Below are 14203 nucleotides of genomic sequence, written 5' to 3'. Positions count from 1 at the left end.
TGGGGCGAGTTAGATTGAAAATTCGATATTTTGCCCAAGAAAAAAGCCCGACACTGCAAGATGTCTCTCCTGGATCGCCACAAGGTTTGCTTAGAAAAATGTATCAAACTTTTACAAAAAAACCGATCGCACTCATAAAGCCGCCATCTTCGTGACTAAAGCACTTCGCCAGCATGAGTCAGGTTCTCTAAGTTGGGATTATTGGACTCTACACCGCCCTCAAAACCCGAAAGATGAAGATTTGTAATGTTTTGTCAACATCTGTGGGCTGCTGGCTTAAAATCTTCTCATAAAAAAGATCTAGCTTTTAGCAGGCGCAAATTATGAAAAAAGGTTTAAAACTCAGCTTGTGAGATCGAATTCGCTGCTCTGACAAGGTGCAATAAAAATGTAACTTTTGATGCAAGAACCACTAGCATTAACTTTGTTGAAGGCCGCAGACCAATTTCAGTCCGTGCCTTCGGAAAATGGCTTTCCTCGTCGATCGATCGCATCAAATTTCAAGTGCAATTACTTTGTTTGCACGACGGGAACCGCAGGTGTAGAGGAAAAATTTAAGTCCAAAGCTGACGCACCAGAACTTTGAGCGACGGTTTTTTGACCGACAACGAGGACAGAAACACAGTCTTTTCCTCCATCAAACCTGGTTTTTGCGTCCAAGACTCAACTCGATCGAATCAATGAATGAATGAATGCAGTCGCAGCAAACATTTAGTTAGATGTTGCGATACTGCAAGTTGCGCGCTTGTACAGGGAGCTAACCGCAGTGATGGATCTCGATTGTTTACCTTACGGCGCAGGCCACGCCCAGGAAGGGGTCTGTCTGCTAGTACGAATGGGGCCGTACCGCATTTTACTCGACTGCGGTATAGAGGATGTCGCACCCCTGTCAGCGACACTAGATCGATCGCCCCCAGCCGATTTCGTAGTGTGCACCCACGCCCACTCCGATCATGCCAGAGGTTTGCTAGCACTCCACCAGGCTTTCCCTCAATTGCCAATTTACGCCAGCGAAGTCACAGCGCGACTGCTACCGCTCAACTGGCCAGAACAGGCTCAGCAGCCGGAATCCCGGTTCTGTCAGGCACTGCCCTGGCAGTCGTCGGTCGAACTGCGGCGGGGACTGAGCGTGCAGTTGTTCCCGTCGGGCCATTTGCCCGGAGCGGCGACTGTACTCTTGACTTATGAAGCCCCCCACCGCACCTACACCCTGCTTTACACCGGCGACTTTTTTCTGTCCAACTCTCGTTTGGTGGAAGGTTTGCCCCTGGGAGAACTCCGGGGCATGAAGCCGGACGTGTTAATTTTGGAAGGCAGTTACGGCACGGCGCGCCACCCTCACCGCCGACAACTGGAGAATCAGTTAGCCGATCGCATCCACCGGGCGATCGCCGACGGGTACTCGGTACTGCTACCCGCACCCGCCCTCGGTTTGGGTCAAGAACTGCTGATGCTGCTCCGCAGCCACCACTACTTCACCGGGCGCGACTTGGATATTTGGGTAGACGGCACTGTCGCCGACGGGTGCGACGCTTATCTGGAACTGCTGCCCCATTTTCCCACCGCCGTTCAAAACTTTGCTCTCCACCAACCTTTGTTTTGGGACGAAAGGGTGAAACCTCGCGTGCGCCGGCTGTCTGCCGAACAGCGCTCCGAATTGGGGAAAACCCCGTGTATTGTAATTACTGACCAAATTTCCGATTTGGGTTTGTACGTTGCCGATCGCACAAATCCTTGGATATTACTCGCACCTCAAAAACCCGGATATCCCGTCAGGGAATGGCTTGCCAACGGTTGGGAATCTGGAGTTCGGCTCATTGAAACTTATCTGCTAGCCGAACACTGCGACGGCCCTGGGACTACCCAGCTCATCCACAACTTGCGTCCCCAGCACATAATTTTGGTGCACGGTTCCCCTGCATATTTGGCTGATTTGGCTAACTTGGACGAGCTGCGAAACCGCTACCAATTGCACACTCCGGCGGTAGGGACTGTTGTTGAATTGCCGATCGGGGAAATGTTTTTGCAGCCCGCAATCCCGGAAACTAACTATGAGGGAGAACTCAGCGAATTGGAGACAGAGGTAGCAATTAGCTTGCCGAATCCGATTACAGCCGATCCTCGGTGGGCAAATTTTGCCGATACAGGCTTAGTAGAAGCCCGCTGGCAAGGAGAAGAACTCGTACTGCGCGGCATCTCCCAGCGGGAACTGCTGTTTCAAGGCAACGCCGTTCAAGCCAACCTCGAATGCTGTGGCAATTGCCAGCACTACCGCGGCCAGCGCTGTTGGAACCAGTCCAGTGCTTTGTTTGGCTTTAAAGTCACTCCCGACGGTTTCTGTCCGGTGTTTGAAGCGATACCGGAGTCTGAATTTTTCCTAGATGAGGAAATAGAGGGCGAATAAGCTGTCAGGTACCTCGAAACCAGCCCGCAGACAAACAAAACAACAGAACACTTGTGGACGCACTCCGGCAAAAAACCCGGTTTAAGCAGCGGCAAGCTCTTCATTCCTGGACGCATCGATCGCGTATTTCTGTCATTGTGAGCGACAGCATGAGCGCGATCTCCGATCGAAGCAATCGCAGCATCTGTTTTTCATCGGTACTGCGTCCAAGATTGCTCTTTCTTGTGGCGCCCGCATCCTGCCCGCGATCGAACTCAAAATTAAATGCAAAACAACTTTAGGACTTACGCACGAAGTGGCTCAAATGCCGATCCCACTCCTAGCCCCCCTTAAAAAGGGGGGAACCTGAAAGCCCCCCTTTTTAAGGGGGGTTGGGGGGATCGATGCGTCCAGGATTGAACTTATTTGGTCACAACCCAGAAGATTTTTCGGCAAAACCGGGTTTTTTCCCCAATTCATCGACAAAAAAGGGAGAAAAGTCGTTTTCTTTTCCCCCAACTATTCTTTGTGCCTCAAGCTAAGGATCGAAACTATTCTAAATTCGAGTCCGGGTAGTGATTGCGAATTTGCTCGGCTTCGGGACAATCGTCAGAAACTAGGGGTTCGCAGTTAGTTCTCGACACCGAAGCCAACTTCTGGGACACAGCTCCAATACTTTCTAGACGCACCATTTCTTCCCAGGAGCTAATTTCGTCTTCTTCGTCGGTTTCGTAGCGCAGCGTGACTAGATCCCCTTCAATATCTAGGATACGAGCGCGCTCTATCCAACGTTGCTGATCTCGAAGAAAAATAGAAACCTCACGACCATCACAACAGAGTTGATAGATTTTGCGCTGTAGCATTTGTCAGTTCTCCTGCGCAGTGTAACTTACTTAAAATATGGTCTGTTTACAGTAACGTACTTTGGGTTTTACATCGGAAGGCACAGCCCTATGGACTGGCCAGTTTCACGTTTTCCGAAACTTTGGCACCGATGGGAGTTACCATATTTCATTTTACCACCAAATCTATCTTGTACGCCATTTATCCAATTGCAGATTTTGGCGCGGGCGGCATCCCTCGCGGGAGGCATTTGCCAGAATAGATTTGCAGCGTCAGGACTTGACGGACGCGATCGCTCAAACAGCCACCATCTAAAGGGACTCTGCTGCTTTGTCGCTCTCGATAGCTCCTTATTTTTCCCAGAGACACTACTAGATAGCGGTTTAATTGGCATTTGGCGATCGGCACGGACGCGCACGCTCTCGTCGCGGACGATCGCCAAGGGCGATCGCCACCATTCCTGTGCTACCAAGATAAAAAATACAACTGCCAGTTTCCCTAAAAAAGGCGAAAATCAAGCTAGGGAAATTGCAGTATATCCCTCGCAACAAACAGTTAGGCAACCGACAATCAGGAATACAAGCATCTAAAAACGCCCCCAAATATTATCGAATCCTCGCCCAAAAAGACGGACTAATTGCCAAAAACTGACAAACTTTCCGCAAAAAAACACAACAAAAATTAGCTAGAAATACATTTCACATCGGGGTATTTTTGAAAGCGATCGCGATGATTGCCAGCACATTATTATTTGGAAATATAGACATTGCCAAATGAAACATTCTCTACATATACGATGACAGAGCGTTGCTGCTTCTACTTGCAGTTCGTTCAGCAAATTACTTTCCTAGGGTTTGCTCTTCCTCTTTGTCCTTCTCCTTCTGGGTAGATTCATCATCAGCTTGACCGACCCCTTCCTTAAAACTCCGCAGCGTTTTGCCCAAAGCATTTCCCAACTCAGGAATTTTCTTGGGGCCGAAAATTAGAATGGCGACTACCGCAACAATGCCCAATTCGGGCAATCCCAGACCAAACATACAAAATCTCCGCGCTTACCTACTTTGCTTTTTCCCTGCGAATTACCGCTAGTGCATTTATTTTAGCGGAGAGTTTCCGCAAATCTTACTCATTACTCGGGTTTTTATGGCAATTTATTGCTCTGTGCGACTGCCAATACCTAGACTAATGTCACACGGCTTTCTATCTTGGACAGATTTTTCTGTAAAACTTACTCGATCGCGCGTCGAACTGCTGATATCCTTAAAAGTATCTACGTTGTTTATTGCATCCTGCAACCGTAGAATGAAGTTTTATTAAGCGATCGCCCGATAAATAAGAATGTTAGAAACATCCAAGCCTTCCCTGCGCGACCAACAGCACTACCTTATCCGCGAATTAGCCGATCGGATAGAATCAGTATGGCGTCGGTACCTCGACCTCGAACCCTACCACCTCCCCGCTGAGTTGGGATACGTGGAAGGGCGGCTGGAAGGAGAAAAACTGATCATCGAAAATCGCTGCTATCAAACTCCCCAATTCCGCAAAATACACCTGGAACTGGCTAAAGTCGGGCCGCTGCTGGATATCCTCCACTGCGTGATGTTTCCCAGACCGAATTATGCTTTGCCGATGTTCGGCACAGATATCGTAGCAGGCAAAGGTCAAATTAGCGCGGCGATCGCAGACCTTTCTCCCCTCAATCCCGATCGAACTTTGTCGGAAACCTACCGCACTCGACTGCAAACTTTGCCCGTAAACCAATTTTCTTGTCCCCGCCAAATTCCCGAATGGGGCGATATATTCTCAGAGTTTTGCCTGTTTGTGCGCCCCGATTCACAGGAAGAAGAAAGCCGATTTCTCGACATAGTTGAATCCTACGTGGAAATTCACTGCAAACTCGCAGTCGCTTCGGAACCAGTTTCTGTCGTCGAAGAAGCAAAAATTCTCGACGCTCAAATTTACTACTGCACCCAGCAGCAGCAAAACGACAAAACCCGCCGCGTACTCGAAAAAGCTTTCGGTCAAGATTGGGCAGAACATTACATGACCGAGGTGCTGTTTGATTACCCTAAATAGCTGAAATCTGCTTACCTCAACTTATTTCCGAGAGCCTGGACGTTTTGCTCCTACCTTCGCAGGGCTTTTTGTACCACCTTTGGCTGCACTTTTAGAACTACTTTTGCCGCTTTTTTGACCCTTAGCTCCTGCCAACTGGCTCTCATTCTCATTTGCAGGTCTGCCGGTAGGCGTTCTCGTAGTCCTAAAGGTAACATTCACCCCTTCATTCGACTGTTCCAGCACCAACATCGGCGTCGGCTTCGCTTTTTGATCCCATTCAATGTGAACGATGCGACCTTGAATAGTCGGCTGCCAACTATCATGGTCGTCTGAAGGACTCAGATAAGTTTCCAAACAGTCAATGATTTGATTAATTGTCGCCGATGTTGCCTGAGTCGGCAGTTTCATCAGCTTAATTTGAATCCGAAACAGCACTCGCTTTTCTATTTTTACGGCTGGATCGCCAGTTTCGTATTCGATATCAAACATCGAATCTACTTGCCTGCCGCTGCCAGCATTCCCATTTTTATCTCCTACTGCACTCTGAGTCGGGCGCAGGGCAATACTAATTTTGTCTTTGACTTTTACTTTAATCTGGTTCACAATGGCAAAGTGAAAGACTTCTTCCGCCATCCGCATTCTCAGGTAGTCTAAATTAAAGTCTCGCGAGTGAATGAGGTCGGGGTTCTTTTCCATCTTTGATATGGTTTCCAGAGCCATTTTGTATTTTTTCTGGAGTTCTCGATTTCTAAACTCTTCAAATTTGAGCTTCTTACTCAAATCATCTAGTCTTAGCTTGGTAAATACCGCTAAACCGATCAGCAATAATAACAGCAATCCCGACGATCCCATCAATATCTGGTCGGGGGACGGAGATCCGGGTTTAGCCTGTTTAGGTTTGGGAGAGGCTACTGCCAACCTTGGTTCTACAAGGATGATTTGGGTTGACATGGGCTTTTAAAGGGTAAATTTTGACGCTATATTTATACAGGATTCCAGAGTAGAGCTGGCAGTGTAACTCGATCGACCAACGTTGACATCATTCCACCACCATCTTGGTATAACTGGATTTCTAGAACTCGAACAGGCACCCTCTAATTAATACTTTATCTTTAACTGCAAGCAGGTTTCCGAAATATCGGAAAATCCCGCGCTGGCACCGGCAAAAAGCAATGGTGAATTGTCTGTAATAGATTATACCAATATAGGTAAAAAAAAATTGGTTCCCAAGCCTCCGTTTCTAGCAAAAGAAAAATAAGTACACATAAATCAATACTAACTCTCTCCAGCGATCGCCAAAAACACTTCTGGAGAACAACCGATCGAGAAGCGGACTCTCCTATCGGGTGCTAATTACTACTGTTCGATCGCTCTCGCCCTGCTGGCCCACCGGGCGGCGGGCTGTGAGAGTAGATATCTGGTGCGATCGAACAACGTGTCCTTAGCTAAGATTACAGCTAATACCACAAATATTCGATCGTGACCTACGAACCCCTGCATCACAAGTACCGCCCTCAGACATTTGCCGAATTAGTCGGCCAAGAGGCGATCGCCCAAACCCTCACCAGCGCCATCCTGCAACAGCGCATAGCACCAGCATATCTATTCACCGGCCCCAGAGGCACCGGTAAAACCTCTAGTGCTAGAATTTTCGCCAAATCCCTCAACTGTATTTCTACCGGCGCCCCTACCCCGACACCCTGCGGCAAATGTAACGTTTGTCAAGAAATTGCCCGAGGTTCCACACTGGATGTCATCGAAATCGACGCAGCCAGCAACACCGGAGTAGACAACATTCGGGACTTGATCGAACGAGCGCAATTTGCCCCCGTACAGTGCCGCTATAAAGTATATGTAATCGACGAATGTTTGAGCGGTGATTCTCACGTACAAACTAGCGAAGGTCTGATGCGGATCGACAATCCCAACATCAAAGGCAAACAAGTTCTCAGCTATAACGAAACTTCTGAAACTTGGGAATTTAAAAAAGTTTTGAGGTGGTTAGACCAAGGTAAAAAACAAACACTGTTGATTAAAACCGCCAACCGAGAAATTAGATGCACTGCCAATCATCCAATCAGGACAGAACAGGGATGGATACTAGCCAAAGACGTAAAAGAAGGAGTGAAGATACTATCCCCTGTGAATGTGGGTACGACAGCATTATGTAGCGCCGATATCCCCGTATCCCCCCTGGTGCTAACGAGTCTAACACCCAAAAATTACCTCTACAAAAATCATCCAATTGATTCTAAATCGCTATACACACCGGCGCTGAAACCAGTAGAAAATGGGTGTCAAACTTTAAACAGTATTCAATCCCTACAATGGATTACAAATTCGGAGACAGTCGCATCTGTAAAAGTCGCTGGAGTCGAGAGGGTTTATGATATTGAAGTAGAAGACAATCACAACTTTGTGGCAAATGGACTCTGTACACATAACTGCCATATGTTAACCGTGGCCTCGTTCAACGCCCTTTTAAAAACCTTAGAAGAACCGCCCGATCGCGTTGTATTCGTCCTCGCCACAACCGACCCCCAAAGAGTCTTACCAACCATCATATCTCGCTGCCAAAAATTCGACTTCCGCCGGATTCCCCTCGATTCAATGACCGCCCACTTGCACAAAATCGCCCAATTAGAAAATATAAATATTGCCAGCGACGCAGTACAAATGGTAGCTCAAATCGCCCAAGGAGGACTGCGAGATGCAGAAAGTTTGCTCGACCAACTCAGCTTATTTCCCGGTCAAATAACAGTCGAAAAAGTTTGGGATTTAGTCGGCGCAGTCCCCGAAAATGACTTGATGGAACTGCTGCAAGCGATCGCAAACGATAACGCTACAGCATTAATAGACATGACCCGCCACCTGATGGATCGCGGACGGGAACCGCTAATCGTGCTGCAAAGCCTCGCCAGCTTTTACCGAGATTTGCTCATAGCCTCATCTGCACCAAAACGGTCTGATTTAGTAGCTTTAACCGCCGCGACTTGGGAAAAACTTTGCGATTTTGCCCGCAGTTGGGATGCCGAGTTAATTTTAGCAAGTCAAAAACACTTGCAAACCCACGAAGTGCAAATTAAAAACACCACTCAGCCGCGTTTGTGGCTGGAAGTAACGCTGTTGGGATTGTTGCCTTCAGCCATTAGAACTCAGCCACAACCAGCAGGCGAAGCAAGTCAAAATAGTGGTCAATCCCAAATTCACCCCCCCCAGCCCCCCCAGGCTTCGGGGGGGAGTTCCACAGCTCATATCGAACAGCCTCCCGCTGCCAAACCTCAAAATACTCCCCCAACTTCGCAACCTATTGTTAATCGCACAGAAAGCACGCCTCCTGCACCGATTCCCGAAGCGATACCAACTCCTGAAACGAATCAAACAAATTATTCACCGACTAATTCAGCCGATGAAATGGATTTAAATAGAGTGTGGGAACAGGTACTTGCCAAAGTGCGACCGTTCAGCACTCAAGTCCTGCTTCGCCAACACGGAAATCTAGTAATTTTTACCAATAATACTGCCTATGTTAAGATTCGAGCGCCGAAGCTGCTCAATACAGCTAAAGACAAAGTAGCTAATATTGAAGAAGCTTTTTTGCAAGTTTTTAACCGACAAGTAACAGTAAAAGTGGGACTGACAAATCCCGCTGAAACTAATAGTTCCCGCGCCCAAGATTTACAAAATTATAACGGACGTGTTGCCGAAATTCCTGGGAATTTACCTGCTGTGAGTAATGATAATCAACAGGTTGAGGACTCGGGGAATTCTGAGATAGCAGATGATTTTTTGGGGAACGGGGGAGAAGAGCAAAAACACTCTTGGGCGGATGAAAATACTGCCACCAATGTGCCAAATGTTTCTGAACCGCTGCGGCAGATAAACAGTTCTACAGACTCTCAGAATGAGTTAAATGCTCAGGCTGTAGCGGTGCGGGCTGATGCTCGATCTGTAGCGAATACTAGCAGGCAATGGGCTGATATGTTTGAAGGACAAGTTGTCGATTTGTCGGATGATTTAGAGATTTGGGAGTCGGGGAGTTTCAGCTTGGAAACTGAGGAAGATTTTCCTGAGTTATCTTCTGAGGTTGATGGGGATGATTTCATCGATTGGTAATCGATTGATTTTGGGAGTTCAATCAAGATGTTTGATCGTGAGGACTTTAGTCCGCATCTAAATTAGCGGACTAAAGTCCTCACGATCGAACCTATTGGCACGTTTGTAGTGAGGACTTTAGTCCTCAGGAAGAAGGACTAAAGTCCTCACTACGAACCAATTGAGCTTTTAAGCTGCACGTTTGTAGTGAGGACTTTAGTCCTCAGGAAGAAGGACTAAAGTCCTCACTACGAACCAATTGAGCTTTTAAGCTGATTCTGGTTTTGGTAGCGAAGACGGAAGCACTAACAATTCGGCAGTCGATCGCTTCTCAACCATTTCCTTAGTAATCGTACACCGCGTCACATCCTTGCGCGACGGCAACTCGTACATCACATCCAACATCAATTCTTCGACAATTCCCCGCAGCGCTCGCGCTCCTGTTTTGCGGCGGTATGCTTCCTGGGCGATCGCCCGAATCGCATCCGACTGAAAATCCAACTGTACATTATCCATTTTTAGCAGCTTTTGATACTGCTTCACCAAAGCATTGCGCGGCTCAGTCAAAATCGCCATCAGCGTTTCCTCATCCAGCGGATCTAACACCGCCGCCACCGGCACCCGCCCGATAAACTCCGGAATCATCCCAAATTTTACCAAATCGTCTGGTTCCAGTTGCCTGAGCACATCAGCGGCCCGCTTTTCCTTCGGTTGAGCTTCTCCCGGCTGAATAAAACCCATTGACTTTTTACCAGTTCTCTGATCGATCACTTTGTCCAAACCGACAAAAGCGCCACCGCAAATAAACATGATATTGCTGGTATCAATTTGGATGCAGTCTTGATACGGGTGCTTGCGGCCGCCTTGAGGTGGTACATTGGCGATCGTCCCCTCCAGCATTTTCAGCAAAGCCTGCTGCACTCCTTCCCCAGACACATCCCGCGTAATCGAAGGATTTTCGCTCTTGCGGGCTATTTTGTCGATTTCATCAATATAAATAATTCCGCGCTGCGCCTCTTCCACGTCCATATCTGCCACTTGCAGCAGCCGCAGCAAAATATTTTCCACATCTTCCCCGACATAGCCCGCTTCCGTCAGCGTCGTCGCGTCAGCCACCGCAAACGGCACGTCCAGCATATCAGCCAAAGTCTGAGCCAGGAGAGTTTTGCCGCAGCCCGTCGGCCCGATTAACAAAATATTTGATTTTTGCAGTTCTACTTCTTCCGGGGGGTGCTTGCCGCTATTTTTGGCATGGATAAAGCTGAGGCGCTTGTAGTGGTTGTAAACTGCCACCGAGAGGACTTTTTTCGCCTCCTCTTGACCGATCGCATTTTCGTCGAGATAATTTTTAATTTCCCTCGGCTTGGGAATTTGGCTCATCGACATACTTTTGCCCGAGGTAGCGCGCCGTTTTTGCGTTGTTTCCTGCTTCGGAACCGCTGCTGCTGCGGGCACAGCACTCGAATCAAACAACTCCTCATCTAAAATTTCATTGCACAAATCAACGCATTCATCGCAGATATAAACCCCGGGGCCTGCGATTAACTTTCGCACTTGCTCTTGAGACTTGCCGCAAAACGAACATTTTAGATGGGAGTCGTACTTAGACATAACAGCCTCTTAATTCAGTGCAGTGACGTTTTCTCCCGCAGCCGGAAGGTTTTCTTTTTCGATCACTCGATCGACCAATCCGTAATCTTTGGCTTCATCGGCTGACATAAAAAAGTCGCGTTCTGTATCTGCCTCTAATTTGTCGATCGGTTGACCCGTGTGATGTGCTAGCAGTTGATTCAGCTTACGCTTATGATAGAGGATTTCTTTAGCTTGAATCTCAATATCTACTGCTTGACCTTGAGCGCCTCCCAATGGCTGGTGGATCATAATCCGGGAACTCGGAAGAGACATCCGTTTCCCGTGGGCTCCCGCTGTCAGCAGAAATGCGCCCATACTCGCAGCCAAACCGTAACAAATCGTCACCACATCCGGGCGAATTTGCTGCATTGTGTCATAAATTGCCATACCCGCCGTTACCGAGCCGCCGGGGGAATTGATGTACATTTGAACATCTTTTTCTGGATCTTCGGCATCTAGATACAATAGCTGAGCTACGATCGAGTCAGCCACTTCGTCGGTTACGGGAGTTCCTAAAAACACAATGCGCTCCCGCAGCAAGCGCGAGTAAATGTCAAATGCCCGCTCGCCCATCCCCGACTGTTCTAGTACCATCGGTACTACATTGCTGGGGCTAGAGCTGACATCAAAATCGTTATAGCTTGTAATTAGGTAATTGGAAGATTGAGATACCACCATAAGACACCAGTCAAGGATTCTAGACAATTTGCTGCTGATGAAAGCTTGAAATTAAGCCGCCAGCTTTTAACTATTATGCCTCGAATGAACCCTGATGTGGGGAATGGGGAGTTTTGAGTCTTCAAATTGCTTTTTTGGCGCAAAGCTGGCTTGACTCGCAACGCTCGGAGGGTGAATGAGTTAAAACACCTAGTTACAAATCAACGCTGTTTCTAGTCCGCGCGCCAAGCTTGTACAGAGCTTAGCAACAGAAACCCGGTTTCCTCGCAAAATCTTGGTTGGGCCGCGAGACATCTAAATAGAAACCGGGTTTCTAGCCCCCGTGCATTCAGTTCTGTTTTAGCAAGCAGAAGGGTGCACACCGCGCACCCTTCTACTTGTAGTTTCTCGAAGCCCAACTAGAAGCTTTTACTCTTCGCCTACGACTTCCACGTCGATCGCGCTCGTGGCTGCTTCCCCAGACTCTTCAGCGTCTGATTCTTCTATGGGATTGAGAGAGCCTTCAGGTACGAGTTCAATTGTCCCTTTTTCTTCCAACCATTTCAAGGTTTTTTGTTTGAGCAAGTCTTCTGCTACAAATTCCCGCAACTTTTCAGGGTCAAAATTCCCTTTGGGAAACTGCTTTCTGACTTTTGCTACTTCTGCTAATACTTCTGCTGGTTCAACAGATAAGGATTCCAGCTTGGCTACTTCTGCCAGAGCTAGAGTTTGTTTGAGCCTTTCTACTGCTTCCGGACGAGAGCGTTCCCGCATCGGGCCGATATTTTGTTCGGTAAACAGTTGGTTGATATCTATGCCATAATTTTTCAACTGCATGGCTTGTTGGTTGAGCAAATAATCGATTTCGCGATCGACCATTGTTGCGGGAATTTCCACATCTATGAGCTGAACCAGTGCTGCTGATATGGCTTTTTCCTTATTAACTAATAACTTGTTTTCTTGCTCTGTTTTAAACCGAGTTTCGAGGGATTCGCGCAGTTGTGCTAAAGTTTCAAACTCGCTAACTTCTTGGGCAAAGTCGTCGTCCAACTCCGGCAATTCCTTTTCCTTCAGTTCTTTCAGAGTAATCGTAAATACTGCTGGTTTTCCCGCCAATTCTTCACTGCTATATTCATCAGGGAACTGGACGGAAACTTCTCTAGTTTCTCCCGGGTTCATCCCGATCATGCCTTGGATAAAGCCCGGTACAAACTGATTTTCCGACAATTCTACTTGAAAGTCTTCGGCATCGCCACCTGGAATTTCTGCGGGAGTTTCACCTTCGGCTGCTTCGGCAAATCTACCTGCGAAATCAACCAAAGCCATGTCTCCCAATTGAGCTGGCCGGCCTTCTACGGGGATTAAAGTCGCTTTGTCCGATCGATATTTTGCCAGTACCTCATCTACCTGAGCCTCATCATACTTAACTTCTTCTGCTTGAAGCTGCAAGCCGGTGTACTGACCCATTTTTACTTCGGGTTCTACATCAACCTTAGCCGAAAAAGTCAGAGGCTGTTCTGGATCGAACTTTCCTAGCAATTCTTCAAACTCAGTGCGGAGTTCAAAACTGCCAATTGCCGGAATTTTTTCTTGTTCGAGAGCTTTTTGCAGTGAATCATTAATCAAATTTTCCAAAGCTGTAGCTTTCAAGCGAGTCTGGCCCAGGCGCTGTAGCAAAACTTGGCGGGGAACTTTGCCTTTGCGGAACCCAGGAATATTGACCTCGCGAGCGAATTGTTTAATTACCTGCTCGTAAGCTTGTTTTGATTTTTCTGATGGCACTTCGATTTCCAAACCAATTTGACTGGCTGGAAGTTTTTCCTGGGTTACTTTCATCGGCTTTTGTGATATTTAACAATTTTGATAAAATACATACAAATCTGACTTTGCTTGCATTTTAAGTTTGTACGCTTTGACTTGTAGCGACATAACTACCAACACCTCTACCGGATGAGACTGTAAGTCGTTTCCGGCTACTTTTTTCGCTCTTGCCAAATAGTTTTGGTTTGAGGATACTAGGTTTTGCTGCTAGGAATGTGGAGGTTAAGTCCAGTGACGCTCCTACACCAATTGCAAGCGTTATGGTGTAGGCATCTGAGTCCTGTTAAGGATATCCAGATCTTCCTTCAAGGTACTCCTATTGTTTCCCTCTACGGCATTTTATAGTGAGGAACACGTCCCGCCCCACTCTTGGTTTCAAAAATGAAATTCCAAGCACCTTCGTGCCTTGAAAATTTTACTCGCAGGAGGCCGCCACAATTAAATGTGTCACTTCCCTACGAAACCCCCTATCTTCAGTTGTCAAGGTTCAGTATATTGGTAGCATTTTCGGCTGCCCAATAACTACAATCGTAGCACTCAAACCCTTACTGGGGAAAGTTTTGGTTCTATTTGCTCGTCTCCTGATTCACCCGCCCACTCCCAAGACCTGCGCTTGTTGGCAGGCGGGTGGAATCGTCATCTCGCTCGCCTTTCATCCCACAGTAAGTGGAGTATTACTATACTGTGGGGATTTCCGTCTGTCGAGCTAATAGC

12 protein-coding genes are annotated in these 14203 nt (G+C 47.5%); 4 read left to right on the top strand and 8 right to left on the bottom strand.

Going from position 1 to position 14203, the window contains the following annotated elements:
* Positions 1-400: 400 nt before the first annotated feature.
* Both JGK39_RS01805 and JGK39_RS01800 read left to right on the top strand, forming a co-directional pair.
* On the top strand, positions 401-586 hold the full coding sequence (locus tag JGK39_RS01805; protein WP_293295565.1) for a hypothetical protein: 186 nt from the start codon (positions 401-403) through the stop codon (positions 584-586).
* A gap of 183 nt (positions 587-769) precedes the next feature.
* Entirely contained in the window at positions 770-2404 is a 1635-nt protein-coding gene (locus tag JGK39_RS01800) for an MBL fold metallo-hydrolase (RefSeq protein WP_293247092.1), read from the top strand.
* Between the two features lie 530 nt (positions 2405-2934).
* On the opposite strand, the gene JGK39_RS01795 is transcribed toward JGK39_RS01800, so the two are convergent.
* The 3 genes from JGK39_RS01795 to tatA all read right to left on the bottom strand — a co-directional run bounded on the left by JGK39_RS01795 (position 2935) and on the right by tatA (position 4263).
* On the bottom strand, positions 2935-3246 hold the full coding sequence (locus tag JGK39_RS01795) for a DUF6679 family protein (protein ID WP_006633466.1): 312 nt from the start codon (positions 3244-3246) through the stop codon (positions 2935-2937).
* A gap of 68 nt (positions 3247-3314) precedes the next feature.
* Positions 3315-3698 carry a hypothetical protein gene (locus tag JGK39_RS01790; RefSeq protein WP_293247089.1) on the bottom strand — a complete coding sequence of 128 codons (384 nt, stop codon included), beginning with the start codon at positions 3696-3698 and terminating at the stop codon, positions 3315-3317.
* Positions 3699-4065: 367 nt separating this feature from the next.
* The gene (gene tatA / locus JGK39_RS01785; protein WP_293247086.1) at positions 4066-4263 is read right to left on the bottom strand and encodes a twin-arginine translocase TatA/TatE family subunit; all 198 of its coding nucleotides are present in this window, start codon (positions 4261-4263) and stop codon (positions 4066-4068) included.
* Between the two features lie 301 nt (positions 4264-4564).
* Between tatA and JGK39_RS01780 the strand changes: the two genes are divergently transcribed.
* On the top strand, positions 4565-5302 hold the full coding sequence (locus JGK39_RS01780; RefSeq protein ID WP_293247083.1) for a phycocyanobilin:ferredoxin oxidoreductase: 738 nt from the start codon (positions 4565-4567) through the stop codon (positions 5300-5302).
* Positions 5303-5323: 21 nt separating this feature from the next.
* On the opposite strand, the gene JGK39_RS01775 is transcribed toward JGK39_RS01780, so the two are convergent.
* Positions 5324-6235 carry a hypothetical protein gene (locus tag JGK39_RS01775; RefSeq protein WP_293247080.1) on the bottom strand — a complete coding sequence of 304 codons (912 nt, stop codon included), beginning with the start codon at positions 6233-6235 and terminating at the stop codon, positions 5324-5326.
* Positions 6236-6640: 405 nt separating this feature from the next.
* A complete protein-coding gene (locus tag JGK39_RS01770; RefSeq protein WP_293247077.1) occupies positions 6641-6784 on the bottom strand; it encodes a hypothetical protein in 144 nt (47 codons plus the stop codon).
* Between JGK39_RS01770 and dnaX the strand changes: the two genes are divergently transcribed.
* The gene (gene dnaX / locus JGK39_RS01765) at positions 6764-9400 is read left to right on the top strand and encodes a DNA polymerase III subunit gamma/tau (protein ID WP_293247074.1); all 2637 of its coding nucleotides are present in this window, start codon (positions 6764-6766) and stop codon (positions 9398-9400) included. The two genes, JGK39_RS01770 and dnaX, sit on opposite strands and share 21 nt — an antisense overlap.
* A 246-nt stretch (positions 9401-9646) precedes the next feature.
* Here dnaX and clpX read toward each other — a convergent pair whose 3' ends face one another.
* The 3 genes from clpX to tig form a co-directional block, all read right to left on the bottom strand.
* Complete coding sequence (clpX, locus tag JGK39_RS01760) at positions 9647-10990, bottom strand: ATP-dependent protease ATP-binding subunit ClpX (protein ID WP_293247071.1); 1344 nt, start codon at positions 10988-10990, stop codon at positions 9647-9649.
* 9 nt (positions 10991-10999) lie between these two features.
* Entirely contained in the window at positions 11000-11689 is a 690-nt protein-coding gene (gene clpP, locus JGK39_RS01755; protein WP_293247068.1) for an ATP-dependent Clp endopeptidase proteolytic subunit ClpP, read from the bottom strand.
* A gap of 408 nt (positions 11690-12097) precedes the next feature.
* Complete coding sequence (gene tig, locus JGK39_RS01750) at positions 12098-13504, bottom strand: trigger factor (RefSeq protein ID WP_293247063.1); 1407 nt, start codon at positions 13502-13504, stop codon at positions 12098-12100.
* Positions 13505-14203: the final 699 nt, after the last annotated feature.

The organism is Microcoleus sp. PH2017_12_PCY_D_A (assembly GCF_020738565.1).
Lineage (GTDB): Bacteria > Cyanobacteriota > Cyanobacteriia > Cyanobacteriales > Microcoleaceae > Microcoleus.
The sequence above is the reverse complement of the archived record's forward strand: the minus strand, read 5'-3'. Positions and strand labels throughout refer to the sequence as shown.

Bases quoted from the DNA above. Each gene is read 5' to 3' on its own strand.
- tig (WP_293247063.1), bottom strand. From the start codon at position 13,504: ATGAAAGTAACCCAGGAAAAACTTCCAGCCAGTCAAATTGGTTTGGAA.
- JGK39_RS01770 (WP_293247077.1), bottom strand. From the start codon at position 6,784: ATGCAGGGGTTCGTAGGTCACGATCGAATATTTGTGGTATTAGCTGTA.
- JGK39_RS01775 (WP_293247080.1), bottom strand. From the start codon at position 6,235: ATGTCAACCCAAATCATCCTTGTAGAACCAAGGTTGGCAGTAGCCTCT.
- JGK39_RS01805 (WP_293295565.1), top strand. From the start codon at position 401: ATGCAAGAACCACTAGCATTAACTTTGTTGAAGGCCGCAGACCAATTT.
- JGK39_RS01795 (WP_006633466.1), bottom strand. From the start codon at position 3,246: ATGCTACAGCGCAAAATCTATCAACTCTGTTGTGATGGTCGTGAGGTT.
- tatA (WP_293247086.1), bottom strand. From the start codon at position 4,263: ATGTTTGGTCTGGGATTGCCCGAATTGGGCATTGTTGCGGTAGTCGCC.
- clpX (WP_293247071.1), bottom strand. From the start codon at position 10,990: ATGTCTAAGTACGACTCCCATCTAAAATGTTCGTTTTGCGGCAAGTCT.
- JGK39_RS01780 (WP_293247083.1), top strand. From the start codon at position 4,565: ATGTTAGAAACATCCAAGCCTTCCCTGCGCGACCAACAGCACTACCTT.
- clpP (WP_293247068.1), bottom strand. From the start codon at position 11,689: ATGGTGGTATCTCAATCTTCCAATTACCTAATTACAAGCTATAACGAT.
- JGK39_RS01800 (WP_293247092.1), top strand. From the start codon at position 770: ATGGATCTCGATTGTTTACCTTACGGCGCAGGCCACGCCCAGGAAGGG.